At 72.4% G+C, this 26077-nt stretch carries 19 protein-coding genes; 9 read left to right on the top strand and 10 right to left on the bottom strand.

The annotated features are described in order from the left end of the window. Positions 1-7: 7 nt before the first annotated feature. On the bottom strand, positions 8-376 hold the full coding sequence (locus tag ACX9TP_RS39285) for a hypothetical protein (RefSeq protein WP_482975799.1): 369 nt from the start codon (positions 374-376) through the stop codon (positions 8-10). 330 nt (positions 377-706) lie between these two features. Here ACX9TP_RS39285 and ACX9TP_RS39280 point away from each other — a divergent pair, with 330 nt between their 5' ends. Continuing rightward, positions 707-3361, top strand: a complete 2655-nt coding sequence (locus ACX9TP_RS39280; RefSeq protein WP_482975798.1) for an AAA family ATPase — start codon at positions 707-709, stop codon at positions 3359-3361. Positions 3362-3389: 28 nt separating this feature from the next. Here ACX9TP_RS39280 and ACX9TP_RS39275 read toward each other — a convergent pair whose 3' ends face one another. Next, complete coding sequence (locus ACX9TP_RS39275) at positions 3390-5021, bottom strand: sensor histidine kinase (protein ID WP_482975797.1); 1632 nt, start codon at positions 5019-5021, stop codon at positions 3390-3392. Between the two features lie 53 nt (positions 5022-5074). Further along, positions 5075-6334: a hypothetical protein gene (locus ACX9TP_RS39270; RefSeq protein ID WP_482975796.1), complete on the bottom strand. Its 1260-nt coding sequence runs from the start codon at positions 6332-6334 to the stop codon at positions 5075-5077. Between the two features lie 383 nt (positions 6335-6717). Here ACX9TP_RS39270 and ACX9TP_RS39265 point away from each other — a divergent pair, with 383 nt between their 5' ends. Continuing rightward, complete coding sequence (locus tag ACX9TP_RS39265; protein ID WP_482975795.1) at positions 6718-7722, top strand: hypothetical protein; 1005 nt, start codon at positions 6718-6720, stop codon at positions 7720-7722. Positions 7723-7770: 48 nt separating this feature from the next. Here ACX9TP_RS39265 and ACX9TP_RS39260 read toward each other — a convergent pair whose 3' ends face one another. Then, complete coding sequence (locus ACX9TP_RS39260) at positions 7771-8697, bottom strand: hypothetical protein (protein ID WP_482975794.1); 927 nt, start codon at positions 8695-8697, stop codon at positions 7771-7773. 475 nt (positions 8698-9172) lie between these two features. Between ACX9TP_RS39260 and ACX9TP_RS39255 the strand changes: the two genes are divergently transcribed. The 3 genes from ACX9TP_RS39255 (at position 9173) to ACX9TP_RS39245 (ending at position 14899) form a co-directional block, all read left to right on the top strand. Then, the gene (locus ACX9TP_RS39255) at positions 9173-12331 is read left to right on the top strand and encodes an ATP-binding protein (protein WP_482975793.1); all 3159 of its coding nucleotides are present in this window, start codon (positions 9173-9175) and stop codon (positions 12329-12331) included. A gap of 116 nt (positions 12332-12447) precedes the next feature. Continuing rightward, positions 12448-13431, top strand: coding sequence for an MBL fold metallo-hydrolase (locus tag ACX9TP_RS39250; RefSeq protein WP_482975792.1), 984 nt, complete (start codon positions 12448-12450; stop codon positions 13429-13431). Between the two features lie 22 nt (positions 13432-13453). Then, positions 13454-14899 carry a DUF6896 domain-containing protein gene (locus ACX9TP_RS39245; protein WP_482975791.1) on the top strand — a complete coding sequence of 482 codons (1446 nt, stop codon included), beginning with the start codon at positions 13454-13456 and terminating at the stop codon, positions 14897-14899. Positions 14900-14911: 12 nt separating this feature from the next. Here ACX9TP_RS39245 and ACX9TP_RS39240 read toward each other — a convergent pair whose 3' ends face one another. Further along, positions 14912-16318 carry a serine hydrolase domain-containing protein gene (locus ACX9TP_RS39240; RefSeq protein WP_482975790.1) on the bottom strand — a complete coding sequence of 469 codons (1407 nt, stop codon included), beginning with the start codon at positions 16316-16318 and terminating at the stop codon, positions 14912-14914. 173 nt (positions 16319-16491) lie between these two features. Here ACX9TP_RS39240 and ACX9TP_RS39235 point away from each other — a divergent pair, with 173 nt between their 5' ends. Further along, positions 16492-16728: a YtxH domain-containing protein gene (locus ACX9TP_RS39235; protein WP_482975789.1), complete on the top strand. Its 237-nt coding sequence runs from the start codon at positions 16492-16494 to the stop codon at positions 16726-16728. Between the two features lie 72 nt (positions 16729-16800). Here the strand turns inward: ACX9TP_RS39235 and ACX9TP_RS39230 are convergent, their stop codons facing one another. The 4 genes from ACX9TP_RS39230 to ACX9TP_RS39215 all read right to left on the bottom strand — a co-directional run bounded on the left by ACX9TP_RS39230 (position 16801) and on the right by ACX9TP_RS39215 (position 23367). After that, positions 16801-17076 (bottom strand): hypothetical protein, encoded by a 276-nt coding sequence (locus ACX9TP_RS39230; protein WP_482975788.1) that lies wholly within the window; start codon positions 17074-17076, stop codon positions 16801-16803. 131 nt (positions 17077-17207) lie between these two features. Beyond that, the gene (locus tag ACX9TP_RS39225) at positions 17208-21629 is read right to left on the bottom strand and encodes a hypothetical protein (RefSeq protein WP_482975787.1); all 4422 of its coding nucleotides are present in this window, start codon (positions 21627-21629) and stop codon (positions 17208-17210) included. 90 nt (positions 21630-21719) lie between these two features. Beyond that, on the bottom strand, positions 21720-22484 hold the full coding sequence (locus ACX9TP_RS39220; protein ID WP_482975786.1) for a hypothetical protein: 765 nt from the start codon (positions 22482-22484) through the stop codon (positions 21720-21722). A gap of 31 nt (positions 22485-22515) precedes the next feature. Continuing rightward, complete coding sequence (locus ACX9TP_RS39215) at positions 22516-23367, bottom strand: helix-turn-helix domain-containing protein (RefSeq protein WP_482975785.1); 852 nt, start codon at positions 23365-23367, stop codon at positions 22516-22518. 191 nt (positions 23368-23558) lie between these two features. On the opposite strand from ACX9TP_RS39215, the gene ACX9TP_RS39210 reads away from it, so the two are divergent. From ACX9TP_RS39210 to ACX9TP_RS39200, 3 genes are all read left to right on the top strand, one after another. Then, positions 23559-24101 carry an HAD family hydrolase gene (locus ACX9TP_RS39210; RefSeq protein ID WP_482975784.1) on the top strand — a complete coding sequence of 181 codons (543 nt, stop codon included), beginning with the start codon at positions 23559-23561 and terminating at the stop codon, positions 24099-24101. After that, positions 24059-24202, top strand: coding sequence for an HAD family hydrolase (locus ACX9TP_RS39205; protein WP_482975783.1), 144 nt, complete (start codon positions 24059-24061; stop codon positions 24200-24202). Before ACX9TP_RS39210 ends, ACX9TP_RS39205 begins: the two co-directional genes overlap by 43 nt. Before the next feature lie 130 nt (positions 24203-24332). Beyond that, positions 24333-25205: a phosphate ABC transporter substrate-binding protein gene (locus ACX9TP_RS39200; RefSeq protein WP_482975782.1), complete on the top strand. Its 873-nt coding sequence runs from the start codon at positions 24333-24335 to the stop codon at positions 25203-25205. A gap of 11 nt (positions 25206-25216) precedes the next feature. On the opposite strand, the gene ACX9TP_RS39195 is transcribed toward ACX9TP_RS39200, so the two are convergent. After that, positions 25217-25981, bottom strand: coding sequence for an RNase H family protein (locus ACX9TP_RS39195; protein ID WP_482975781.1), 765 nt, complete (start codon positions 25979-25981; stop codon positions 25217-25219). Positions 25982-26077 lie beyond the last annotated feature (96 nt).

The raw sequence follows: 26077 nt of genomic DNA, 5'->3' as shown, positions 1-26077 counted from the left end.
TGGGGGTTCAGAGTCGGGGTTCGAAGGCGGCAACGGCGGGCAGCATCGCCTCGGGAGCCAGCGGGGGCTGCGGGCGGACCAGCGCCGGGTAGGCCTCGATGGGGGCGGCACAGCCCACCACGAAGTCGGCGGCCTCGCGTAGCTTCGACAGCGCGAGGTCCGTGCAGTGGATGGTGATGATGGGAAGGAAGCCCGGCTCGCTCATCCACTTCACCGCGTCCGAGAGCTGGTGGGTGTCCAGGAAACCCATCACGGCGTTCCGGAGGGCCCGTCCCTCGCTGGCCGTCGCCTTGAGTACGTTCCGTCGGTCCCGCTGCGGCGCGGGGACGTAGGAGTCGGAGTCCTCGCGCGGCATGATGATGGTCTCAATCCACATCGGAACGCCTCCGGACGGCGGGCCCGATGACACCGTGGCGCCTCCAACCGCGAGCCCCGGGCATCGGATGATGGCAGGCATGATGCGCGATTCAGCCGCGGTTCGTTTCACTCCCGGCGCCAATTCCTTCTGAGAAGGCGTCACGTGTATGAAACTGGAGTGTGCGTGCCTCGCACCCCGTTGCCGAAACGGGCCTCCGGTGCGGTATGTCCGGGGGCCTGGCCCCGCATGTATACGGGAGCGGACAGACGCGCCTGACGAGCGACCTTTCGGGCCCGGCCGCGCTGTGACTGCCAGCGCGGGTCATTCCGGCCCTACAATGGTTCTCCAATGCACACGACGTCTCGTCAGGGGCTCGGGCCCCCCGCTGTCTTCGTGGGCCGCGCCGAGGAGGTGCAACGGCTCGGAGGCATGCTGCGGCGCGTGCGGACCGGCGTCGTCTACGGCCTGCCCGGCGTGGGCAAGTCCGCGCTGGCAGCGGCGGTGGCGGCGCGCTACCGGGGCCCCGTCGTGCACCGGCGGGTGCGTCCCGGAGACACGCTGGACACCGTGGTGGACGACGTGCGCCGCCTGCTGAGCGACGCGCCCGTGGCCCAGGCGTTGTCGGATGCGTCGCGCCTGGAGGACCTGGCCCTGGCGCTGGAGGCGCGCCGCGCGCTGTGCGTGCTGGACGACCTGCACGGGCTGAAGCCCGCGGAGCGCGCGGCGCTGCTGGAGGAGGTGGGCGGGCGCCTGCGGCAGGGGGCGCTGCTGGTCACCTCGCGCGAGTCCGTGCCCCGGCGCGCCGCCAGCCCGGACCGCTTCGAGCTGCGCCTGGACGGCCTGGCCGAGTCCGCCGCCCGCGCCCTGTGGGAGCAGCTCGACTCGCTGTACGGCACGCGCGAGGGCTTCGACGCCGCGTGGGCCCGCTCGCGGGGCGTGCCCTTCCTGCTGCGCCGTGCCCACGCCGGCGACGCGGGGGACGAGGAGCCGGTGCGCGCGGCGCTGGCGGCGCTGCCCGGAGACGAGCGGCGGCTGGCCGCGGTGCTGGCGCTCAGCGAGGTGCCGCTGCCGGCGAGCGCGCTCCAGGACGTGCTGCCCGACGGCGGGCCAGACGCGCCCGGCGAAGCGCTGCGGCGGCTGGGCGCGAGGCTGCTGGTGGAGACGGACGCGCAGGGGCGGCACGGCCTGCACGACCTGGTGCGCGAGGCGCTCACGTCGCTGCTCACCCCGGACGAGGCCCGCTCCGCGCACGAGGCGCTGCTGGCGCTGCTCGGACGCGAGCCGCTGCCCGCCGTGGTGCGCGTGCGCGCGGTGTGCCGCCACCTCCAGGCCCTGGGCCGGTATGAGGCGCGCGCGGCCTTCATCGTCGAGCAGGCGGAAAGCCTGGTGCGCCTGGGCGCCGCCGCCGAGCTGCTCTCGCTGCTGGACTCGCTGCCCCCGGCGCTGCGCACCGCCGACGCGCGGCTGGCCCGGGCGCGCGCGCTGGTGCGGCTGCTGGATTTGCGCCACGCCCTGGCCGGGTTGCTGGAGCTGCGCGCCTCCCTGGAGGAAGCGCCCCCGGAGGACGGGGACGCGCTGCGCGAGGACGTGGGCACGGTGCTCGTCCGCGTGGCGCTCTTCTCGCTGGAGGTGGACACCTGTGAGCGGACGCTCGGGTCCATGCCCATGCCGCGCCAGCCGGAGGTGTTCCTCCAGCAGCTCCTCGCCTGGGCGGCGCTGCGCTTCTTCCAGGGCCGGCTGGACGAGTCGCTGGAGATGCTGGACTCCGCCGCGGCCGCGTCGGAGGACCGGCGCGTGCTGGGCTGGTGCGCCTACGCGCGCGTGCTGATGCTCTGGATTGAAGGCCGCGACAGCGAGCTGGCGGAGCCGCTGGCGCAGTGCGTGTCGCTGCTGGAGGGCGCGCCGCTCGACTCGCGCGGGCCCATGGTGACGGCCCTGTCCGCGGGAATCCTGAGCCGGCTGGGCCGGATTACGGAGGCGGAGGCCGCGCTGGCGAGGGCGCGCGAGCGGCTGGGCCGGCTGGGCGCGCCCCGGCTGGCGCTGGAGCTGGACTGCATCGCCGCGTGGTGCCAGGCGGACCGGGGCGAGCGCCGGGCCGCGCTCGCCGCGCTGCGGGAGACGGAGGCCCGCGCCGAGCACGCGGGCTACCTCTTCATCCGCCACCTCTCGCGCCTCGGCGCCGGGCGCATGCTGCTGGAGCTGGGCCGGCGCGCGGAGGGGCTGGCGCTGCTGGACGTGGTGGAGTCCGACGCCCTCTCGCGGGGGGCGGGCGGGCTGGCCCGGGCCGCGGAGGTGGCGCGTGCCGCCGATGTCTTCCGGCAGGTGGCGCTCCCCGCCGCCGTGGAGCCGCGCGAGGTGCGCCCGGGCGTGGCCGCCCGCCAGCGCGCGCTCGCGGCCCTGCATGCCGCCATGCAGGGCGACAGCGTGCGTGTCACCGGGCTGCTCGCGTCGCTGGACCCGCTGGCGCGCGGCGAGGACTTCGCGCTGGAGCGCGCGCTGGGCCACCTGGCGCGGGCCCTGCTCCATCAGCGGGCGGAGCGGGCCATGGACGCGCAGGCCGCGCTGGAGGCCGCCGCGCGCGAGGCCTCGGCGGGCGAGGTGGACCCGGAGCTGATTCCGGAGCTGGCGCGAGCGCTGGCGCCGCGGAGCGCGCTCGCGCAGGGAGAGGCGCCGGCCGGCGTCTCGGACGCGGTGGTGGTGGACGCGCGCCAGCACGAGCTGCGCGCCTCCGGGCGCACCGTCTCGCTGGCGAAGCGGGTGCTGCCGCGCCGGCTGCTGTACGCGCTGGCCCGGCAGCCGGGGCGCACGCTGCCGAAGGAGGCGTGCGTGCGCGCCATGTGGGACGCGGACTATGACCCGCGCCTGCACGACAACTCCCTGCGCGTGCACGTGAGCTACGTGCGGGAGCTGCTCGAGGGCACCGGCGCGCGGGTGGTGTTCGAGGACCCCGGCTACCGGCTGGACGCGTCGGAGGGGTTCGCCTTCATCAGTGACGAGCCCTGACGCGGCCCGAGGCCTCGCGGGGCGCGGCCTACAGCGGCAGCTCCACCACGAAGGCCGCGCCGCCACCGGGCGCCTCCTCCACGCGGACGTGGCCGTGGTGGGCCTCGATAATCTGCCGGACGATGTAGAGCCCCAGCCCCAGGCCGCCCTTGTGCACGGCGTTGGGGTTCTGCGCGAAGCGCTCGAAGATGCGCTCGCGGTCCTTCTCCGCCACGCCCGGACCGTAGTCCCTCACCACCAGCCGGACGGTGCCGTCCTCGTGTGCCAGCGTCAGGCGCACGGGACTGCCCGCGCCGTAGCGCAGCGCATTGGCCAGCAGGTTGCTCACCACCTGCTCCATGCGCAGCCGGTCGAAGCGACCCCGCGCCGGCCCGTCCACCTGCGCGCTCAGCGTCACGCCCGCCTGCCGCGCCTCGTCCGCGAAGCGCGCCACGAGGTCCGACACCACCGCCGCCAGGTCGCCCTCCGCGAACTGGAAGTCCAGCTTGCCCGTCTGGATGCGGCTGACGTCCAGCAGGTTGTCCACCAGCGCGCCCAGCCTGCGGAGCTGGCGCTCGGTGGAGTCCAGCTTCGCCGCGACCTTCGGCGCGGCGAGCGGCTCGCCGGGCGTGGTCTCCGCCATGCGCCGCAGCATCTGCAATTGCAGGCGCAGGGACGTCAGCGGCGTGCGCAGCTCGTGGCTGGCCAGGGACAGGAAGTCGTCGCGCGTGCGCACCGCCTCCTGCAGCGCCGTCTCCGCCTCCTTCAGCGCGGTGACGTCGAGGATGGCGCCGCGCACCACCACCACGTGCCCCGCCGCGTCGCGCAGCGCCTTCGCGCGGCTGATGAGCCAGTGCCACGAGCCGTCCGGCCAGCAGGTGCGGAAGGTGGAGGCATAGGCGTCCACGCTGCTGGAGAAGAGGGCGGAGACCTGGGACTCCACCTCGGGCCTGTCCTCCGGGTGGATGGAGGCGAGGAAGCGCTCGTGGGTCCACTCCGCCAGGGGCTCCGGGTAGCCGTAGAGCCGGTCATGCCCCTCGGAGCGGAACACCTGCCCGGTGGCGAGGTTCGTCTCCCAGACGGCCATCTGCGCCGACTCCAGCGCGACCTGGAAGCGCTCGCCCATCTGCCGGAAGCGCTCCTCGGTGCGCGCCACCTCGCTCTCCGCCTGCTGGCGGCGGGTGATGTCGGCGGCCAGCACCCACGTCTCGTCGCCCACGGCGCGGACCGTCACCTCCAGCCACATGCGCGAGGGCAGCTCCGCGAGGAAGCGCCCGCCCTCGCGGGTGGTGAGGGCCGTCATCAGCCGCTCGTGCAGCACGGTGCCCGCCAGCTCGGGCCAGGCGCCCCACGGCTCCTGCCCCCGCAGCCGGTCGGCGGGCTGACCCATCAGCGCGGCGGCGCGGCCGTTCAGCTCGCGGATGCAGCCCTGGGCGTCCAGGGAGATGAACGCCTCCTCCATCATCTCCTGCAGCATGCACAGGCGTGCCTCGGGAGACAGGCCCGCCTCGTCGGCGGCGGCCGCGGGCAGGGGAGCGCGCTCGGTGGAGTGGCGCTCCTGGGACTTCACGGAGAGAGGCGGCACGGGACCCATGGATACCTTGAACGTCTCCCGCGTCTCCGGAGGCGTCAAGACGTCCGCGGCCTTCGCCTGTCCGGAGGCCGGGGGGGCGTCCGGCACCCCCCGTGTCGCCCTCCCCTGGGGGCCCCGGTGCCGCGAACGTCCCATGCGGGCTAGTCCCCGGAGGAGGGGGCCGTAGGGTCCACCAGGGGCCCCGGCATCACCCACAGCCCCTCCGGCTGGAGGTAGGCCTGGTCGAAGGCGTAGAGGATGCCCGTCCAGCGGTCCCAGAAGTCGGCCCAGCTGTACTCCGTGGGCGGCGAGGTGAGCGGGTTGCCGTCCCGGTCCGGCTGGCTGTACGCGTAGTCGGAGTAGTTCCACTTCACCGTGCCGAAGTCGGTGCTGAGCAGCGGGGTGAGCGCCTGGAGCAGCGCGGCCCGGGACACCTCGTCCGCGCGGGGCGGGGAGGGCGTGAAGACGGGCTGCGCCATGTCGTGCTGCTCGCGCCAGGCGATGTAGTTGTTGCCCATGGCGATGAGCGCGTCGCGCCGGGCCGGCGTGGGTGCGAGGCGGGCCTCCTCGTACACGGCGAAGGCGGCCACCAGCAGGCTCTTCCAGTGCATGCCCGGGAAGAGGACGTCGAATTCATACGGGCGCGGCGTGTCGTGCGCGTGGGCCAGCGCGAAGTCATAGGCCTGCCGCGACTCGGCCGGCACCGCGCCCGGCAGGGTGAACTCCGTGAGCACGCGCTCCGGCGTCACCGCGCCCGCGCCCTGGCGCCAGTCGAGGTAGAGCCGCCCGGCGCCGCCGACGTCGCCGAAGATGGCCAGGTTGCCCTCGTGCAGCGTGCGCTCCAGCGTCACCACCACGCGCTCCGCCTTGTCCAGCGGGAGGAGGGCGGGGGCGCTCGCGTAGAGGGCGGCGAAGCGCGACGCGGTGGTGACGAGCGTGCGCGGGTCCGCGAGCGCACCCCAGTTCATCGCCGTGGCGAGCGCCGCCAGCGAGGCGGCCGCGTCGACGGGCACGCCGTACAGCACCAGTTGCAGGCCGAGCCGCTCCACGGAGAGCTCCAGGGCGCCGGTGAGGCCCACCCGCTGGAGCGCACCCAGCACCGACAGCGAGGGCTGTCCGCGCGCGGCGTCGAGGATGCGCCGGGCGATGGCCGCGCCGAGCATGCCCTCTCCGCCGGTGCGCGAGGCGTGTGGCGCGAAGACGTACCAGTTGGGACGCACGCTGCTGGTGCCGCCGGGCTGGAGCGTCGGGTCCAGCACGCCCCCCATCTCGTACGCGAGCTGGATGTAGCCCTCGGTGATGACGCGGTTGTCCTCCAGCGGCGTCGCGGCGCGTGCCCGGGAAGGCAGGGTCAGCAGCAGGGTGGCGAGGAGCAACGCGGAGGACGCGCGGAGCGGAAGACGGAGCAAGGGCGTGTGCATGGGGAAACCGGGGGCTGCAGCGGGGTCTCCTGGAACTAGTCACTGTCCGGAATCTTCCAAGTCATTCGACGGTGCGCCGCCCCGCATCTGTCCGGAGGAGGACCCTCGCGGGCATGTCCGGCCGGACACTCCCGTTCGTCGCGTCCGAGACAGGTGCCATGGAGATGGACAGCGCCACGCGCCCGCCTGTTCGTCGAGCAACGCGCGCTCTGTCACTGCTGGATGGAAGCCCTGGTCCCCGGTGCAGGTCCGGTGCTCGAACAGGAGAACGCAGGGTATCCCGTAACGAGGGGTTCATCGCGCTCCTGCCCACTCCGGCCCGCCCCTTCGGATGGGGCAGGGTGCCTCGTCCGGTGTCCACGAAGACTCGCACGAGGAACTGCATGACCCCCATTGGAATGCATGCACGGAGAGCGGGAGTATGTCTGGCGGTGCTGGTGCTCATCACCGCCTGCGGCCCGACGGAGGCGCCCGTGGCGTCCGAGCCGCCTGCGCCCACCGGAAGCACGGCCCGGGAGCTCCAGAGTGACAATGGTCTCTCGGTGAATGGCCTGTCGTTCAACGGGCTGTCATTCAACGGGCTGTCGTTCAACGGGCTGTCGTTCAACGGCCTGTCGAGCAGCGCCTTCACGTCCTGGTTCCGCCAGGACCCGGCGCTCGCCAGCATGGTGATGCGCTACGTGGTCCACTGCGCCGTGCCGGCGGGCCAGGTGCGCAGCCATACGGAGGACGGCCAGACGTACACGTGGCCCGGGGGGCTGGGGCTGGCGCCCGCGTGGGCGGCGGGCGCGGCCGCCACGACGCGGGAGCAACAGGTGGTGTCCGCGTGCCTGGCCGCGCATGCCAACAAGTACAACCAGCGCGTGCCCATCTCCGTGCTGGGGCTGCGGGCGGATGGGAAGGCCCTTCCCGTCACGGACGAGGAGTTGAAGGAGTACAAGTGGCGGGAGTCCTGCTTCTTCGGAAACCTCTTCACCCACGAGGGCGTCCACGTGGGCCGCGACAAGAGCCGGCTCAAGCCGCGCGAGAGCTCGTCGCGGGCCTGCTCGGTGGTGGCCAGCCGGGGTGACAAGGAGGACGAGGCGGCGGATGCGCTCGACGAGGACGACACGTCCGCCGACGACTCCGCCGAGGACCTCGAGCTCAACCGTCGCCGGTGCACGCCGCTCGTCTACGTGGGCCGGTGCGCGCGGCACTGCGAGCTGGATGACTCGAAGTCCTTCTACACGTCCTGCACCTGGAACGGGGTGACGTACCCGGCCCTCACCACGCGGCTGGACAAGCGCAGCCTCTACAAGTGCGGTGACGGCACCTGCCAGCCCACCGAGTCCTGCGGGGAGAAGAACGACTACCTCACCTGCAAGGACGACTGCGGCACCTGCGGCTGAGCCCTGGTGGGGGCAGCGTCGCCGACGCTGCCCTCCACCGCCCCCGACTCAGGGGCAGGAACCACAGTCCAGGCCACAGGCGTCATACCGGTTGGAGGCGCCGCACCGCTCCGTGGCCTGGCACACGGCGTCTCCGCACGTATGGACGTCCTCGACTCGCAGCCGCGTGGTGATGGGCCGGTGATAGGTGGTGCCGTTGTACGTGCAGGACTCGAAGTAGAGCCCGCTGGAGTGCAGCGTGCAGTACGTGGTGCAGGCGCCCGCGTACACCATGGGCGCACAGGGCGCGGCGGCCTCGCCGCCACCGTTGAGCAGCGCACCGCATGCGCGCGAGGTGCTCTCGGCGGGGCCCAGCGGCTCACGCTCGGCGCCCACGAAGAGGCCCTGTCCGGCGAAGAGGTTGCCGAAGAAGCACGCCTCCCGCCGCGCGTGCGACGTCAGCTCCGCCGCCGAGTAGGGGATGGCCGTACCCGTCGCGTCCCGGCCCAGGATGGAGATGGACACCTCCTCACCGAGCCGGTTGGCATGCGCGGCCAGGCACGCGGACACCGCCTGCTGCTCGTACAGCGTGGCCGTCTGGCCCATGAACCAGCCGGGCGCCAGTCCCAGCGCGCCGGACCACGTATACGACTGTCCCGTGGAGGGCTCCGTGTACGTGCGCGTCTGCCCCGCGGGCGCGGCGCAGCGGACCACGTAGCGCATCACCTGGTGGGCCACGGCCGGGTTCGACTGGAACCACGTGGTGAACGCGCTCGTGGACAGGCCGTTGAACGACAGGCCGTTGAAGGACAGCCCATTGAACGACAGGCCGTTGAAGGACAGCCCGTTGAACGACAGGCCGTTGGAATCCTCCTGCGCCTGCTCCCGTTGCCCGAGCGGCGGTGGCGCCTGCTCCTCCACGGGGCCGCAGCTCGCGGCGAGCAGCAGCAGGGGGATGAGTGCGCGACACTTCCGCTTCCACCGTCTTGCTTGCATCGGCTCCTCGGTCGCCAGGAATCACCGGACGGCTCACGCGGAGCCGCTCCGTGAAGGCCACTCCGGGAGCACGTGCGCGGTGTCGGTGGCCTTCTGTGCGTGAAAGTTGCACCTGTATTGGGCACGCGGAAGCTGGGGGGCCCTGTGGGTCTACGTGCTCGTCGACATTCAAGGCGTGGGCCCGGCGACGGGCGTGTGCGTTTCCAGCGCGCAGGAGCTGTCCCGCGAGCACGGGTGCCGCGCGACTCGCGGTGCGAAACCGTGGACAGCGGTTCCTGGCATCGCGGGGCAGTTGGCGCGTGACGTGGTGGACGCTGCCTCGTGCATCCGTCCGTTGCAGGATGCTGGCTTCGTCAGCGCCACGTGCATGCGGTCGTCACGGATGGGCGGCGTGGGGGCCGCGTGGTGAGATCCACTTCCAGGTGACGGGCAGGGCCGTCCCGGGGGTCCCCGACAGGCGCAGCGGGAGAGGGCGATGGGAGATGTCTTGCGAAGGCTGACGCTTCCACCGACGGGCACGCTGCGAGCCCTGCCCGCTCACGAGCTGTCGTCGCCGGCCGCGCCGCCGGAGGGCACGGTGGCGCTGGTCTTCACCGACGTGCAGGGCTCCACGCGGCTGTGGGAGCGGTGCGACGCGAGCATGCGCGCCGCGCTGGAGGTGCATGACGAAGTGCTGCGCTCGCTGCTCGCGGGCACCACCGGCTACGAGGTGAAGACGCAGGGCGACTCCTTCATGGTGGCGTTCCCCTCGGTGCAGGAGGCGCTGCGCTGGTGCCTGGAGGCGCAGGAGGCGCTGCTGCGCGCGCCCTGGCCGGCGGAGCTCCTCGCGCTGCCGGAAGCGGCGGAGGAGCAGGGCCCGCGCGGGACGCTGCACCGCGGGCTGCGCGTACGCATGGGCGTCCACGTGGGCGAGCCCGAGTGCCGCCTGAACGAGCAGACGGGCCGCATGGACTACCTGGGCCGCATGGTGAACGTGGCGGCGCGGGTGACGTCGGCGGGCCATGGCGGGCAGGTGCTGGTGAGCGGCGGCGCGTGGGCGCAGGTGGCGCCGGCGGTGGAGTCGCTGGGCCGGCCCGCGGTGCGCCCGCTGGGGGCGTTCCGCCTGAAGGGCATCGACGACGCGGTGGCGCTGGTGGAGGTGCTGCCGGCGTCGCTGTCGGACCGGCGCTTCGGCGCGCCCCGCGCGCCGCGTGACAGGCAGGGCAACGTGCCCGTGGCGCGCGAGGGGCTGGTGGGCCGGGGCGCGGAGCTGGCGACGTTGAGGCGCTGGCTCGAGGAGGGCGCGCGGCTCGTCACGGTGCTGGGCCCGGGAGGCATGGGCAAGACGCGGCTGGCCACGCACTTCGGCGCGCTGGAGCTGGAGTCGGGGGCGTGGGAGGGCGGCGTCTGGCTGTGCGAGCTGGCGGAGGTGCAGTCGGCGGACGCGCTCTGCCACGCCGTGGGGCAGGCGCTGGGCGTGGCGCTGCGGCGGGACGGTGACCCCACCGGGCCGGTGGAGCGGCTGGGACGCGTGCTGGACGACTGCGGGGACGTGCTGGTCATCCTCGACAACCTGGAGCAGGCGGTGCGGCACGTGCCGGCCACGCTGGGGCGCTGGATGGCGATGGCCCCCCGCGCGCGCTTCGTCACCACCTCGCGCGAGTCGCTGCGTCTTCCCGGTGAGCGGCTGCTGGACCTGACACCCCTGGACGTCCCCGACGTGGGGGCGTCGCGCCTGGAGGAGATTTCGCGCTCGGACGCGGTGCGCCTGTTCGTGCAGCGGGCGCGCGAGGCGCGGGGCGACTTCGAGCTGACGGTGGAGGATGCGCCCCGCGTCGCGGACATCGTGCGCCAGCTGGACGGAATCGCGCTGGCGCTGGAGCTGGCGGCGGCGCGCATGGGGCTGTTGAGCGTGAGCCAGCTGCGCGAGCGGCTGTCGCGCCGCTTCGAGCTCTTGCGCGGGGGGCGGCGGGACGCCAGCGCGCGGCAGGCCACGCTGCGCGGCGCCATCGACTGGTCCTGGAACCTGCTGGAGCCCGCGGAGCAGACGGCCCTGGCGCGCTGCTCGGTGTTCAGCGGCGGCTTCACCCTGGAGGCGGCGGAGGCGGTGCTGGGGCTCCCGGAGGACGCGCCGGCGTGGGAGGTGCTCGAGTCGCTGCGCGCCAAGTCGCTGCTGCGGGTGCTGGAGCCGGAGGACCCGGGAGGAGAGCCGCGGCTGGGGCAGTACGAGAGCATCCGCCAGTACGCGGCGGCGAAGCTGCCCGAGGTGGGCGGGGCCGAGGCGCTCGCGGAGCGGCACGCGGACTGGTACCTCGCGCTGGCGCGGGGGCTGCGCGCCCGGGTGCGGGGCCCGGGTGGCGCGGAGGCGCTGCGGCAGCTCGCGCAGGAGCGCGAGAACCTGTTGGCCGCCTGTGACAACGCGCTGCGCGTGCAGCCGGCCACGGCGGGCTCGGTGGAGCGCGCGCTGGAGGCGCTGGTGGCGCTGGAGCCGGAGGTCGTCACGCGCGGGCCGGTGAGCCTGCTGCTGTCGCGGCTGGACCAGGCGCTCGCGAAGGCGTGCGCCGTGGCGGCCTCGCCGCTGCTGGTGGCCGAGGCGCTGGCGGCGCGCGGCCGGGTGCTGCTGGAGTCGGGCAGCCTGGAGCTGGCGCGCACCGACCTGGAGGCGGCCCGCACCGCCCTGCGGGCGCTGGGCGCGGTGGCGGGGGAGAAGCGCGTGCTGGTGGACCTGTCCATCGTCGCGCGCCACGAGGGCGACGTGCCGCGCGCGTGGGCGCTGGTGCGCGAAGCGCTGCGCCTGCAGTCGGGTGAGGACCGCTGGCTGGAGGCGTACGCGGTGGGCAACCTGGGGCTGGTGGAGCAGGCGCGCTGTGGCGCGGAGGCGGCCATTCCCCACCTGCGCGACGCGCAGGCGCTGTTCCGCGCCGTGGGGGACGTGACGTTCGAGGTGGGCTTCCTCACCAACTGCGCGGTGGCCATCGGCGAGGTGGGCCGCACGCGCGAGGCGCTGGCGCTGCTGGAGGAGGCGGTGACTCGCGCGGCCAGCGTGGGAGACCGGGCGGGCGTCGCGGTGGCACGCCTCAACCTGGGCTGCTACCTGCTCGAGGATGGCCGGGCGCTCGACGCGCGCGAGCACCTGCTGGCGGCGGGACGCATGGGCCGGCAGCTGGGCCAGCGGCTCCTGGAGGGCACGGCGCTGGGCGAGCTGGGGCGCGCGGAGGCGGCGCTGGGCTCGTTCGAGGAGGCGTGGGCTCGGCTGTCGGAGGCGGTGTCCGGCCTGGGCCGGGTGTCGCGAGGGCAGGCGCTGCGCTTCGCCATCCACCGGGCCGCGGTGGAGGCCTTCCTGGGGGACGCGGCGGCCGCGGAGGCGAGCTTCGTGGTGCTGGAGGGCGCGCCCGAGCTCCAGGAGGACCCGGTGCTCCGGGAGCTGGCCGCGCTGCTGCGGGGCGCGGTGGACGTGGCCGATGCGAGGGCCACGCCCGGAGACTCCGAGCGGTTGCGGCAGGCCATCGAGGCGGTGCGCCGCCGCATCGAGCGGGCACGCTGCTCTCCCGTGGAGGCGGCCTCGTCCGACCTTCGCGGCGCGCTGCGCTTCCTGGAGGACGCGCTGGGCGCGTGCCGCACGGCGCGGGAGCCGAGCCCACCCGCCACCGCCTGAGCGCTGCCAGCGGGTCCCGCTCACGGAAGGCCGGACAGCCGGTGGGCGTGCGAACCGGCAGCGCCCGTCCTGGGGCTCACGGGTATCCGACGCACCGGGCGTGTTAAGCACGGCGCATGGCGAGATTCAGGGTGCGTTGGGGCCGCCTGCTGGGGCTGCTGTGCGCGGTGGGACTGCTCGGAGGCGGGGCGAAGCTGCTCACGGCGGAGCTGCCTCCCGCGCCGCCGCACACGCGCGCGGTGCCGGACTTGAAAGCGCTGCCTCCGGTGGAGGTCTGCTGGCTGGAGCTGTCGCGGAGCGACGTGTGGGGCCAGCTCGGCACCGCGGGCCTCACGCGCACCGGCACGTGGAGGAACACGGCCTCCGCGCTGCTGGTGCGGCATCCCCGGGGCGACGTGCTCATCGACGCGGGCTACAGCCCGAACGTGCACGAGGAGGTGAAGCAGCGGCCGCCGCTCGCGCGCTTCTTCAACGAGTCGGCGCTCAAGGGGACGCGGGACAGGTCCACGCTGGCCGCGGCGTTCCAGAAGGTGGGCGCCTCGCCGGAGGGCCTGAAGTGGTTCATCCCCTCGCACGCGCACCTGGACCACCTGGGCGGCATGGTGGAGCTGCGCGACGTGCCGGTGCTGCTGCCCGCGGAGGAGCTGTCGCTCATCCAGGCCTGGCGCACGCGCAAGGAAGTCTTTCCCGAGCACGCCCAGGCGGTGGAGGGGCGCATGACGGCCATGGCCTTCGAGCCGAAGCCCTATGAAAATTTCGACGAGCGCTTCGACGTCTTCGGCGACGGCGCGGTGGTGGTGGCGCGGATTCCCGGCCACACGCCCGGCAGCATCGCCACCTTCGTGAACCTCTCGCCCGAGCGGCGGCTGGTCCACGTGGGCGACACCGTCAACCTCGTGGAGTCGGTGGAGCGGCGCCTGCCCAAGAGCACGGTGCTTCAGCTCTTCACGGACACGGACGCCCAGTCCGCCAGCGAGCAGGTTGCCCGGCTCTCCCAGCTCCACGAGCTGGCGCCCGAGCTGCAATTCCTCCCCGCGCATGACCGCGACGCCTGGGAGAAGTTCTTCGGCAGTCCCTGGAGCTGCGTGAAGGCGCGGTAGCCGGAAGCGGGAGGAGGCGTCGATGCTGGACCGGAAGGCCGCGCGGGGACTCGAGGCGGCGGTGCGCGCCGTGGTGGCCGACGCTCCCGCGCCCACGGAGGCCGCGCTCCTCGGGGAGGACGTCCTGCCCGTGGCGCACGGCTGGCTCCTGCTGTGCCTGCTGCGGCAGGTGAGCCGGCAGCGCTGGCTGTTGCAGATGGTGAGGGAGCGCATCACCGGACGCGGGCTCGACGAGGACGATGGGGACGTGCCGGGGTACGCGGGCTGGCGGTTCAGCTTCCATGGCATCGGCTGCTGCTTCGAGGGCCCTGGCGAGGTCATCGACATGGACTTCCACGACGAGGAGGGCGCATCCATCGACGCGTACTTCTTCGCCCGGCGAGTCCTGTCGCTCACCGAGCCCGCGCTGCCGGAGTCCCGCCTGCGCTCGCTCCTGCCCGGCGCGGCGCTGCTGGTGGACGCCATTGATGACCTGCACGCGGCGGGGCTCTTCGGACGGCCCGAGCAGGACGGTGCCCTCCGGCTCCCGCCCGGCCTGGAGGCGCTCGCGGAGGCCGCCGCGGCGCTGGACCTGTCGAGCGACGTGGCCACGACGCGGTGCCTCGTGCACCTGCGCGACTTCGAGGCGCTGGCGTCGCGTCCGGGCGGCGAGGTGTTTCGGGAGAAGGCCGAGGCCCAGCGGAAGTCCCGGCGCGACTGGCTCCTCGCGCACGCTGGGACACCCGGGACGGCGGAGGAGGCCCTCGCGGCCCTGCAGGGGCTGGCCACGGACGAGGAGCAGGTCCGTGCCTGCACGCGCATCATCGAAGGCCCCGTGTCCTCCGCGACGGGCGATGCGGTGAACCGCCTGGACGCGATGCCCGGCGCCGCTGGGAGCGAGGCCGTGCTTCGCCTCGCATTGCAGCGGCTGTCCCCCAGCGAGCACCACCCCTACCCCATGTACGCCGCCGCGAAGTACCTGCTCGGGCGGAACCTGGAGCGCGAGCGCGTGCTCGCGGCGATGCTCGCCTTCGCGCGGGTGGACCCGGTGAAGGGCTACCGGGGCAACCCGTACATCGGAGACTTCGCCCTGCTCGCGCTGGAGCATGCGCACGAGCACGCGCGGGAGTTGGTCCGGCTCGCGCTGCGCTCCTCCGTGCCCGCCGCGCGGCAGTTCGTCACGGCCGTGCTCTTCGTGCTGGACCGGCCCTGGTGTCACCACGAGCTGGCGGCGGCCCTCCACGAGTCGGACCGGGAGCCGGGCTCACTGCTGATTGCGGTGGCGCTCTCCCGGAGTCAGTCGGACCTGGCGCGCGCCGTGGCCGCGCGCTGGCAGCGGGAGCATCCGCTGCCCCCGTCGGAAGGGCCGGGCTTCACCTGGGCGGAGGTGGAAGAGGCGAACGCCTCCGGCTGGTTCGACGCGGAGGTGGAGAAGGCGCGCAAGTGGGTGGAGAGGGCAGGGGCCCGCGTCCCCGAGACGCTCCCCTGAAGTCGGCCCGGGCTACTTCCCCGTGCGCATGGCGGTCAGCAGGTCCGTGTGGAGGTAGCGCGCCTTCGACTGTCCCGGCTTGAAGACGAACACATACTCCTGCCCGTCCTCTGTGCGGAAGCCGTCCTGTCGCGTGCGCTGGAGCGGCTTCGCGGCGTCCGTCGTCAGCACGAGCTGCTTGCCATCCCACGACACCCCGAAGCGCACGAGGTCCGCGTGCGCATACGTGCCCGTATAGCGCTCCGCCTCCGCGGCGGTCAGCGGCGGGTCATCCGGCAGCGGCGCGGGCGGGTCCGGCAGGCCGAAGACGGTGCGCGAGATGACGTCGAGTGACTTGCGCAGCGTGACGCCGTTCTTGTTGGTGATGAGCAGCACCGCGCCCTGGCGCTCCGGGAGGAAGCGGAAGTGTGAGCCGTACCCGCGGCGCACGCCGCCATGCTCGAACACCTCCGTCCCACCGAGCCGCAGCCGCACCAGCCCGAAGCCATAGCGCGCCTCCTCCGGCCCGGCGCCGGGCAGCGGCACGTGCGCGGTGAAGAAGTCCCGGACGGCCGCCTCGGGCAGTACGCGGCGCTCCCCGTCCAGTCCGCCGCGCGCCAGCACGGAGGCGAAGCGCGTCAGCTCGCGGGCGGAGGAGAACGCGGAGCCCGCCGGGTACATGGCGGTGTTCTCCGCCATGGGACGGACGACCTTCAGCTCGCTCCCGTTCTCCTCGTGGCCCTGGGCGAAGTCGGAGGTGATGGCCTCCAGCGGGCGCAGCGTGCTGCGCGCCATGCCGAGCGGCTGGAACAGCGCCTCGCGCATCGTGTCCGCGTAGGGCTTGCCGTGGACGCGCTCCAGCACCAGCCCGGCCAGCCAGTACCCGGGGCCGCTGTACGAGAAGACGTCGCCGGGAGGCGCGAAGAGGTAGTCGCCCTTCCAGCCGCGCACCATCCGACCCAGCCCCTCGTCATCCTTCGACTGCACGGAGGGGGACGCCTCGCGCATGCCCGCCGTGTGCGACAGGAGCTGGCGCAGCGTCACCTTTCCCAGCGCCGGGTGCACGTCCTTCACGTACGTGCGCACCGGGACGTCCAGGCCGAGCCGCCCCCGTGACGCCGCGTCGAGCGCCGCCAGCGAGGTGAGCATCTTGGTGGTGGAGCCCAGGCGGAACAGCGTGTCCGGGGTGACGGGCGTGCGCTCCTCGTTGCTGCGCACGCCGAAGGCCCGCAGATAGACAGTCTCTCCGCCCCGCACCACGGCGACGGCCGCGCCCGGCGCGCCGGACTCGCGCAGCTCGTCCTCGACGGCGCGGGTGATGGCCGCTTCCTGCTCCGGCGTCAGGGGCCCGCGCTCAGGCTCCTTCGCGGCGGCCCCGGCGCGCAGGGTGGCCAGCAGCAGGAGGAGTGCACCTGTCCGGAAGACCTGTCGTCCCACCATGTCCGGCTCCTCGCGAGGGTCGCGGGCACATCGACACCGGACGCCCGGCAGGCATTCCCGGCCCGCGCCGGACGGGAGGGGTCCCTTGGCACCTGGAGGGGCGTGACTATCTTCCCGCGCACTTTCCGGCTCCGGGACCTTGAAGTCCCGGGGCCTTGCACGAGGAGGAATACATGCAGGTGAAGACGCTGCTGGCCGTGACGCTGGGTGCGCTGGTGCTGGGTGTGGGCTGCCACCGCAACACCCGCGAGAGCGCCAAGGACGACATGGAGCAGGCCGCGGACAAGACGGAGGACGCCGCGGAGAAGGCGGCCGACAAGACGGAGGACGCCGCCGAGAATGCCGCAGACAAGACCGAGGACGCCGCCGAGTCCGCCGGCGACAAGATCGAGGACGCCACCGACAACTAGTCTCGTCGGAGCAACAGCGGCCCGCTCCGGAAGGTGTCCGGGGCGGGCCGTGCGCGTCCTACCGAGGCTGTCTCAGAAGCCGGTGTCGGAGGTGTAGTCGTAGTAGGCCGACGTGGTGCCCCACCGGAACCAGGCGCCAGACGAGCGGCCCTGTCCGCCGATGACGTTCCACTTGGCCGGCTCGCTGTAATACGTGTACTCGAAGTCCTGCCCCGCGGTGTCCGGCCGTGCGTCCCCGCTCAGGGGGACGGAGTCGAGCTCCGCCGCTTCGGCCGAGGCGCCTCCGTACCCGGCCATCATCATTCCGGCGGCCAGCAGCGCGCTTCCGATGACGTTCCTTGCCTGCATGCGTCCCTCTCGAACCGAGCTTCGGCGTGTCACTGCTTTTCGAGGGTAACGCAGCAAAACGACATGGCCAGGCGCGGGAGGAAGAAAGACGGGCACGCCGTGCCGCGCGTGCCCGTCAGAGATGCCGTGCGTCAGATGACGGTGCCGGTGGCCATGAAGACCACCTCCACCGCACGCACCTCACCCAGCGCGGCGAAGCGCGTCGAGTCCACCAGCAGCGTCCACTCGCCCAGCAGGCTCCGGTCATAGAAGGAGTTGCTGGCGGGGGTGGAGCCGCCCGGCGCCACGCTGCACTCGTCGGAGAAGGGCGCGGCCTGGAAGGCGGTGGAGCACGACGCGTCGGTCAGGTTGCACACGGGCGGGCGGGACACGCAGGCGGTGAAGGGCACGTAGTGCAGCACCTGCCGCGTGCCGCCGGAGGTGTACCGGTCCTTCTCCACCAGCTCGAACTCGGCGAAGTAGCCGCCGAGCTTGAAGGCATCCATCGTGTCGCGCACCAGCACGGCCGGCACCGACACCGTCGTGCCGCTGGCGTTCACCACGTTGATGCGCACGTTGCGCACGCGGTGGCCGTTGCGCAGGGACAGCTCGGGCGTGGCCGCCAGGTCGCTCGCCGTAATCTGGAAGCGCGCCCCCACGTACGTCGTCGGCCCGTTGAGGAGGTCCCCCAGCGCCTTCATCCTCGCCACCTCGTCCGCGGTCAGCGGGTGGAAGGTGCTGCCCGGCAGGCGCCGGTAGTGCGTCGCGTTGCTCAGCACGTAGTGGGACTGCAGGTTGTCCAGGTCCACCAGCCGCGTCTGCATCTGCGTATAGGTGAGGAGGTTGAAGTCGTAGTTCGCCCGGAAGCCCGCCGGAATCGCGCTGTCACCGGTGGACGGGTCGAAGGGCAGGTACTGGTACTCCGCCACGCGGATGAGCTCCCAGTAGCGCGCGGTGAGCTGGTCCAGCGTGCGCACCGCGGTGGTGTACACCTGCTGCCCGATGAGGAGCTGGTCGAACTGGCGCAGCTCCGTGCCCGCGCCGAAGGCGAGGATGGAGTTGAGCGCGTCGCGCGCGGCCACCGCGTTGCGCTGGCGCAGGAGCACCGTGTCCCGCTCCATCTGCGCCAGCTCGTACTCCGCCCGGGCCTTGGTGAGCTGGGCCTGCAGGTCCAGCAGGTCCAGGGTGATTTCCACCTGGGACTGGCTGAGGATTTCCTTCTTCACCTCGTCCGCCAGCACGCTGCGCGCCGGCTTCTTCTGGTTGCCGCTGACGACATCCCACAGCTCCGTGCCGCCGCTCTTGAGCTTGTCCTTGAAGGGCTTGCTCTTGGCCGCGTCGGTGGCGGACGTCTTCAGCGCCTCCCACACCCCGGACAGGAACGAGTTGCTGTCGTTGCTGGGCGGGCCCGAGCCGGGCACCGACGTGGCGCTCGTCTCCGACTGGAAGCTCTTCTTCATCTCGCCCCACAGCGCGTCCGCCGCCTTGCCGCCGATGGCGGTGAGGAACTCGCCGCCGTAGGCCGCGGCCACGGTGCCCACCATGTCCAGGAGGAAGTCACCGAAGTCCTTGCCCGCGGCGTTGTAGTGCTCCTGGATGCGGGTGTCCGTCGTCTGGATGGCCTCCGTCAGCGAGGCGATGGCGGCCTTGCGGTTGTTCATGGACTGCTCCAGCGCGTTGAGCTGCGCGGTGGCCACGACGATGCGCTGGTCCGCCACGTCGCGCTCCTGGCCCAGCGTCACCACCTCGTTGTTCAGCTCCGTCTGGTGCGCGGCCATCCACGCGGAGAGCTGCACGGTGGTGGAGAGCGTCAGCCAGTGGCCCACCGAGCTGTCCAGCACGCCGTAGAGCGTGTTGAACTCCGAGCGCAGCTGCTCGTAGCGCACGTGCGGGTTGAGCGGGGTGGCCTTCGTCAGGCCGTGGAAGTTGCGCTGGCCCTGGAGGAAGCTGAGCTTCGTCACGTCGTGCGCCATCAGCGGGCAGAGCGCGCCGTACAGGTACACGTCCGCGAAGGGCCGGCCGGTGGGCGCCACGTCGCACACCATGCCCGCCTGCGCGAGGATGCCGCCCATCTCCGCGATGTTCTGCGAGTAGACGAAGGCGGCCTCCTTCAGCTCACCCCGCTTGAAGTGGGCGTTGCCCTGCGCCTGGGCCACGCGCCAGGACTGGGGCGCCAGCAGCGCGCGCAGCATGTCCACGTCCCGCCGCGTTGCACGCAGAGCACGCACTGTGCCGACGGTGCCCGCGGCCCCGGCGGTGCCCGCGGTGGCCTTGGTGCCCACGAAGCACGTGCGCTGCTCCTCGCGCGGCACGCAGAGGTAGTCGTCGTAGAACTCGCAGGAGCCGGGCGGCGCCTCCTGCACCGTCACCGTCACCGTCTTGGAGGCCCGGTTGCCGGCGAGGCCCTTCTTGCCGCCGATGGGCGCCGCGTTCAGGAACTCGGCGCGCGTGTCCGTGTAGCGCCCGTTGTAGGGCTCGGACATGGAGATGTCGTGCCACGTCGCCAGCTTCTGCCGGCACAGCAGGTCGCCGTAGAACGGGTTGCTGGAGCAGTTGCTGTCACCGCAGTCGATGCGGTAGTCCCCGTCGTTGTCCACGCCGTCCGTGCACTGCGCGACGGTGTTCTCGGTGTTGCCGCAGACGGTGCCGGCGAGCGGGCTGTTGCTGCACTGGTAGTCGTAGCAGTCCCGGAAGCCGTCCGCGTCATTGTCCACGCCGTCGCTGCACGTGGCCGCGGTGGCCTCCTGGAGAAAGGGATAGGTCTCCGGCTCGCACACCTTCGCGTAGGGGTTGCCCGAGCACCCGGAGTCGCTGCAGTCCACCTTGCCGTCCCCGTCGTTGTCGATGCCGTCCGAGCAGTTCACCGGGGTGCGCTCGCTGCCGCAGGCGGTGGTGACCTTGGGGCTGATGCGGCACTCGCGGTCCGCGCAGTCCGTGTCGCCGTCCATGTCATTGTCGGTGCCGTCCGAGCACGCCGCGTCGCTGAGCTCCTCGAAGCCGCTGGTGAGCGCCAGCAGGGGGCCTCGCGCGCAGGCGGGCAGGGACATGCAGCCCGGGTCCGCGCAGTCACCCAGCGCGTCCCCGTCGTTGTCGAGCTGGTCCGAGCACTCCTCGTCGCCTGCTTCTCCGGAGAAATTCACACAGCTGTAGTCCTGGCTGTCCTTGTAGCCGTCGCCGTCGTTGTCCTTGCCGTCCGTGCAGAGGTCCTCGGTGAACTCGCTGTTGGAGGGACGGCCCTGCTGGCAGAAGCCGCGCATGCCGCACTGCGGGTCGGCGCAGTCCGTCTGCCCGTCGCCGTCGTTGTCGCGCCCGTCGCTGCACGCCTCGGCGGAGGACTCCTTCGCCAGCGGGGACCAGGTGGCCTCCGGGCACACCGTCACGTGGGGATTCTTGGAGCAGCCGTAGTCCTGGCAGTCCTTGAAGCCGTTGTGGTCGTTGTCGATGCCGTCGGAGCACTGCGCGTTGTCGGCCTCGGTGAGCACGTCGCACAGGGCGATGGCCGGGTTCCACCGGCAGCGCAGGCTCTGGCAGTGCAGCGCGTCGTCCATGAAGCACTGCTCGGGCGTCACCGGCGCGGACTTGTTGGGCTCGTTGACGAGGCCGGGCCCGGTGAGCGAGGTGTAGCGGATGAGGACCTCGCCGCCCCGTCCGCCCTTGCCGCCGTTGCTGCCGTTCTGCGCCTGGCGGGGGATGGACGTGGCCGTGCAGCTCACGCTGGGGTTGGGACCATAGTTGCCGGAGATGGTGGTGGTGATGCCCTCGGCATGGGCGTCCATGCCAGGCCAGCCGTCATCGCCCTTTTCGCCGGTGACGTTGACGCGCACACCGTTGAGGACGTTGGTGTAGAGGACGAAGCTGCCCGCGTTGCGCCCGTCGCGCCCGGGCGGATGGGGCGGTGGGGTGGACCCGGTGGGCTCCGGCGGCCGTACCGCGGCAGCGCGGTAGCCCGGGGAGGTGCTCAGCGGGAAGCCGTTGGCGACGTAGTCACCGGCGGCGATGACGAGCGTGGTGCCACCGGTGTCCACCGGGCCCGCCAGCTCCACGCGCGGGGCCACCAGGACGATGGCCGCATAGGGCTGGAGCGCGAGGTCCTCCGTCGTGGGGACGAAGAGGTCGGCGCACGCGTGGGTGGTGCTGCACGCGTTGCCGGCCAGCGTCTGCGCGGTGACGACGGGGGACTGCGCGGCGAAGACACCGTCCGCCTGGGGCAGCAGGGCCTGGTTCCCCCGGAGGAAGACAGGGTAGTTGCGCGCGTACGACGTCAGCAGCCGCACCTTGTGGGTGGGCTGGTGCCGGGTGGAGAGCACACCGCGCAGGTCGTCGAAGCGAGGGGAGGGGAGCACCCGCAGCAGCTCGGCCACCGTGGTGTCCATGGCCGCGGGCGGCGGGGGCAGGCCCCGCAGCTCGCTGAAGTCCATGGGAGAGGAGAAGGCCAGCGGCTGGGCCGCCGCGGCGGTCTCCAGCCCGGCCGGAGTCTCCTCTTCGGGGAGACCCGACTCACCACAGGCGCTCAGGGCCAGCGCGCACACCAGTGCCCAGGCCCTGTGCGGGCGAAGGTTTCGGAAGGACGTCATTTTCGATTGCTCCTTTGCTAGCGAGCAGAACGGAGAGCGCGGGTTTTCTTCCCCTCCTGGCTCGAAAATGACTCCGGCCCTGGGGCGCGGCTACCTCCCGACGCGCAGCGTGTACGTGTAGTCGATGGGGGCGCCGAAGGGGGCCAGGGCCCGGACATTCACCACGTGCTCGCCCGGCGACAGCTGGAGCATCAGCCACCAGCCATCCGTCACACCGCGCTGCTCGCCGCCGGTGAGGCACGGGTCGGGAATCTTCCCCACGAGGCTCGGGTCCCCGTCGAAGGTGAAGAGGCCGCTGGTGTGACGGTGGCGGCGGACGTCGATGCGCCGCCCGTCGATGGTGACGACGAGGTCCTGCGTGCCGTTGTTGAAGTCGATGGCGCCCTGGCGCAGGAAGTCCTCCAGCGTCTGGCCCGGCGCGGGCTCGAAGGACGGGTCGGGGCAGGGGTAGTCGTTGATGATGACCCACAGCGGCACGAGCACGGGCCGGTTCTTCGGGACGCGGCAGGTGCGCTGGAACGTGGTGTCCAGGTCATACACGGGCACGAAGAAGACCGGGCTGTCCTGGTCCACGTCGCAGTCCTGCTCCAGCAGCAGCATGGGGCTGCGGTCCGCGGGGACGCGGAAGTGCCAGCGGTACCACTCTTTCGCCCACTCCGTCACCGTGCGGCCGTGCACGCGGGCATGGGGCGGAAGGACCACGGCGCCCCGTGCGCCCAGCGCGTCCTCCGCCTGGGCCGTGTCCGGCTCCACCGCGGCGGTGGTGGGCTCTGTCTTCTCCTGCACGGGTTCCTCCCCCGCGCAGCCCGCGAGCCAGCTGGTGAGCACTGCCACTGCGAAGATGTCGCCCCTCATGTGTGGACCCTCCTGAAGTGAGGGTTCCAAGTTAGAGAGGTGGGGCGGACCCGTATTGTACGCGCTTGCGCTGTCCACGCCCCGCGAGCGCCGCGGCCCGGTAGGCTCCCGGCGTCACGCCCAGCGTGCGGCCGAAGTGTTTGATGAGGTGGCTCTGGTCCGTGAAGCCGCACGCGAGCGCCACCTCGGCCATGGGCAGAGGGCCGGCCAGCAGCTCCTGCGCCCGGCGCAGGCGCAGGGCACGCTGGTACACCTGCGGCGTCTGCCCGAGCTGGCGGTGGAAGGCGCGCACCAGGTGCCAGGGGCTGAGCCCGGCGACGCGTGCCAGTTCCTCGAGGGTGACGTTGCGAGTGGGGTCCGCCTCCAGCAGCTCCCGCGCCCGCCGCACGCCCGGAGGACACGCCGGAGCGCGCCGCGCCCCGCGCGTCAGCCCCGCGTGGCGGCGCAGCAGGACCACCAGCAGCCCGAGCAGGTGCTCCTCGCGCTCCAGCGCCGCCACCGCGCCGTCCTTCAAGGCGTCGAAGGTGCGGGTGAAGGACGCCAGCAGCTCCGGGTCCTGGAACACGGGGGCGGCGAAGCCGGGCAGGCTCCCCGCCGGGGCTCCGGCCTCCTCGGCCGCGCGGGTGAGCAGCGCGGCGGGGACGTAGAGGATGCGGTACGCCCAGCCGATGCTCGAGTCCGCCGCGCGGCCCTCGTGCATCTCCCCGGGGGCAATGGCCATCAGGCTGCCCGCCGAGGCCACGACGTGCTGCCCTTGCAGGTGCAGCGCGTGGGCGCCCGCGTCATAGGCGACGAGGGAGAAGACGTCGTGGGAGTGCTTCGGGAAGGTCCACTGGGTGTACGCCGCCTGGTGCAGCTCCAGTCCGGGCACCTCGGGAGCCACCCAATATCCGTCGCCTGTCTCCCGAGCCGTCCGCTGCGTGCCTCGCCGCATCGCTGCTCCTCTCGTTCCGGGACGGGCGCATGGGGTGCTGCGTCCCAGCCGGGCAGGAGAACGCCCGGTGCGGGAGAACGTATCGGTGGAGGGCCTACAACCCCGTGCATGGGAGGCGCGGACGGCGTATGGAACGGTGCGTGAGCCCTGCTGACTCCCGCGGAATCCTCTTCGACCTCGACGGCACGCTGGTGGACTCGCTGCCGGACATCATCGACAGCTTCCTCCATGGCTTCGCGCACCTGGGGCTGCCGGCGCCCGCGTACGCGGAGGTGCGAGCCCTCATCGGTCAGCCGCTGGACGTGATGTACGCGCGGTTCGAGCCCGAGCACGTGCCCGCCCTGTGCGCCGCCTACCGCGAGCACTACCCGCGCAACTTCCTCAACCGCTCCCGCACCTTCCCCGGCGTGGAGCAGGTGCTGCGCACCCTGCGCGAGCGGGGCTACCTGCTGTCCGTGGCCACCACCAAGCGCAGCGACATGGCGCGGCGCTTCGTGGACGCGCTGGGGCTGGGCGGGCTGCTGCACCACGTGCAGGGCACGGACGGCTTCCCGCACAAGCCGGCGCCGGACGTGCTCCACCGGGCCCTCGCGGCCCTGGGCACCGGCGGGCTGTGGATGGTGGGGACACCACGCTGGACTTGCACGCGGGACAGGCGGCGGGCCTGCGCACCTACGCCGTGACGTGGGGCACCCACTCGCCGGACGAGCTGGCCAGCGCCACTCCGGACGAGCTGCAGCCCGACCTGGAGCGACTGCTGGCGCACCTGCCGCCGCTCGCCTGAAGCGCGGCGTCGCGGACAGAACGGAAGCCGGAGCCCCGAGCCCGGAGGCAGTCCCGCCCATGCGGAGGCGTGGGATGGTCGCCGCGCTCACCTGCTTCGAGACGTGCCTCCCACCCACCCGGAGCCCACCATGAAGAACGTCCTCGCGTCCCTCCTCACCTGCGTGCTGCTCGCGTTCGTCACCGGCTGCAAGGGGGGAGCTGGGAGCGCGAAGCAGGACGCGGGCGTGCCGGCGGCGGAGGGCAACGCGCTCACCATCAAGGGCAGCGACACCATGGTCATCCTCGGCCAGCAGTGGGCCGAGGCCTTCATGAAGGCGCGCCCGGAGCTGCGCATCCAGGTGACGGGGGGCGGCTCCGGAACGGGCATCGCGGCGCTGCTCAACGGCACCACCGAGATTGCGATGTCCAGCCGCTCCATCAAGCCGGCCGAGGCCCAGCAGGTGCAGGCGCGCCACAAGGTGGCGGCGAAGGGCACGCCGGTGGCGAGGGACGGCGTCACCTTCTACGTGCACGAGTCCAACCCGGTGCGGGCGCTCAGCATCGACCAGCTCCAGGCCATCTACCTGGGAGACTTGAAGAACTGGAAGGAGGTGGGCGGCCCGGACGCGCGCATCGCCGTCTACTCGCGTGAGAACTCGTCGGGCACGTATGTCTTCGTGAAGGACGAGGTGCTCGACGGCAACGACTTCACCTCCGCGGCGCTGACGCTGCCGGGCACCGCCGCCGTGGTGAATGCGATTTCCAAGGAGAAGTACGGCATCGGCTTCGGAGGCGCGGCCTACGGCAAGGGCATCCGGGAGCTGTCGGTGAAGGTCGGCAACGACGAGGTGGCGCCGACGGAGGCGAACATCCAGAGCGGCAGGTATCCGCTCAGTCGCGACCTCTTCTTCTACACGCGTGGCGAGCCCGCGGGCACGGCGAAGGCCCTCATCGACTTCGCGCTCTCGCCCGAGGGGCAGGCCATCGTCACGAAGGTGGGCTACTTCCCGCTGAAGCAGTAGCGAAGGCCCGCTCAGTCCTCCGCCTGGACGTCCTGGGGCTTCACGCCCCACTCCTCCAGCACCTGGGCCTCATCCTGGGCGCTGCGCGTCTTCTTGAAGCGGGCGCCCGGCACGCCCTTCACGCGGCGCTCGCACGCGGCCCAGGTGGCGTGGCGCTTCACGGCGCGGCCCACCTCGCTCAGGTACGAGTACGCCTTGGCGGAACTCGAGCGCTCACCGGGCTTCTTCTCGGGGACGGACATGTCGTCGGGGAGGTCCGTCACCGCGATGCCGTACCCCTGCAGCGGGCCGGAGTAGAGCAGGGGGCTCTTGCGCTTGGAGTAGGCGACGGCAATCTCGTCCACGCGCTCGTTGCCGGGCACGCCCGCGTGGCCGCGGACGTACTTCCACTCCACGACGGCGTCCTGACCGGAGAAGGTCTGCTTGCGCTCGGCGAGCAGGGCCATGAGCCGCTTCCAGTAGGCGGCATTGGCCACGTCACCGCCGTCGGCGGTCTTCCACCCGCGCTTGCTCCAGCCGAAGGCCCACTTGGTGATGCCCTGGATGACGTAGGTGGAGTCCGTGAGGATGTGCAGCGGCCCGGGCGTGCGCTCCAGGTGGCGCAGCGCCTTGCCCACGCCGGTCAGCTCCATCCGGTTGTTGGTGGTCTCCGCCTCGTGGCCTCCCAGCTCCGTCACCTGGCCGTCGGGCGTGACGATGATGACGCCCCAGCCGCCGGGGCCGGGGTTGCCGGAACATGCACCGTCGGTGAACACCAGCGTGGCGCGACTCTCCATGTCGCCACCCTATGCGGCCGTGGCCCGGGGCCGCCAGGGAGACGAACACCGGAGGTCGCCTCCGGAGCAATGGGAAGGCGGCTCCCGCGCGCCCGG

It is taken from the genome of Pyxidicoccus sp. M15, from assembly GCF_056858435.1.
Note: the sequence above shows the minus strand (reverse complement) of the source record. Positions and strands in the feature narration are given on the sequence as shown.

What these genes read in the sequence shown, in the direction of transcription:
- ACX9TP_RS39285 (WP_482975799.1), bottom strand. Translation starts at nt 376, where the DNA reads ATGTGGATTGAGACCATCATCATGCCGCGCGAGGACTCCGACTCCTAC.
- ACX9TP_RS39280 (WP_482975798.1), top strand. Translation starts at nt 707, where the DNA reads ATGCACACGACGTCTCGTCAGGGGCTCGGGCCCCCCGCTGTCTTCGTG.
- ACX9TP_RS39270 (WP_482975796.1), bottom strand. Translation starts at nt 6,334, where the DNA reads ATGCACACGCCCTTGCTCCGTCTTCCGCTCCGCGCGTCCTCCGCGTTG.
- ACX9TP_RS39265 (WP_482975795.1), top strand. Translation starts at nt 6,718, where the DNA reads ATGACCCCCATTGGAATGCATGCACGGAGAGCGGGAGTATGTCTGGCG.
- ACX9TP_RS39260 (WP_482975794.1), bottom strand. Translation starts at nt 8,697, where the DNA reads ATGCAAGCAAGACGGTGGAAGCGGAAGTGTCGCGCACTCATCCCCCTG.
- ACX9TP_RS39255 (WP_482975793.1), top strand. Translation starts at nt 9,173, where the DNA reads ATGGGAGATGTCTTGCGAAGGCTGACGCTTCCACCGACGGGCACGCTG.
- ACX9TP_RS39250 (WP_482975792.1), top strand. Translation starts at nt 12,448, where the DNA reads ATGGCGAGATTCAGGGTGCGTTGGGGCCGCCTGCTGGGGCTGCTGTGC.
- ACX9TP_RS39245 (WP_482975791.1), top strand. Translation starts at nt 13,454, where the DNA reads ATGCTGGACCGGAAGGCCGCGCGGGGACTCGAGGCGGCGGTGCGCGCC.
- ACX9TP_RS39240 (WP_482975790.1), bottom strand. Translation starts at nt 16,318, where the DNA reads ATGGTGGGACGACAGGTCTTCCGGACAGGTGCACTCCTCCTGCTGCTG.
- ACX9TP_RS39235 (WP_482975789.1), top strand. Translation starts at nt 16,492, where the DNA reads ATGCAGGTGAAGACGCTGCTGGCCGTGACGCTGGGTGCGCTGGTGCTG.
- ACX9TP_RS39230 (WP_482975788.1), bottom strand. Translation starts at nt 17,076, where the DNA reads ATGCAGGCAAGGAACGTCATCGGAAGCGCGCTGCTGGCCGCCGGAATG.
- ACX9TP_RS39225 (WP_482975787.1), bottom strand. Translation starts at nt 21,629, where the DNA reads ATGACGTCCTTCCGAAACCTTCGCCCGCACAGGGCCTGGGCACTGGTG.
- ACX9TP_RS39220 (WP_482975786.1), bottom strand. Translation starts at nt 22,484, where the DNA reads ATGAGGGGCGACATCTTCGCAGTGGCAGTGCTCACCAGCTGGCTCGCG.
- ACX9TP_RS39200 (WP_482975782.1), top strand. Translation starts at nt 24,333, where the DNA reads ATGAAGAACGTCCTCGCGTCCCTCCTCACCTGCGTGCTGCTCGCGTTC.
- ACX9TP_RS39195 (WP_482975781.1), bottom strand. Translation starts at nt 25,981, where the DNA reads ATGGAGAGTCGCGCCACGCTGGTGTTCACCGACGGTGCATGTTCCGGC.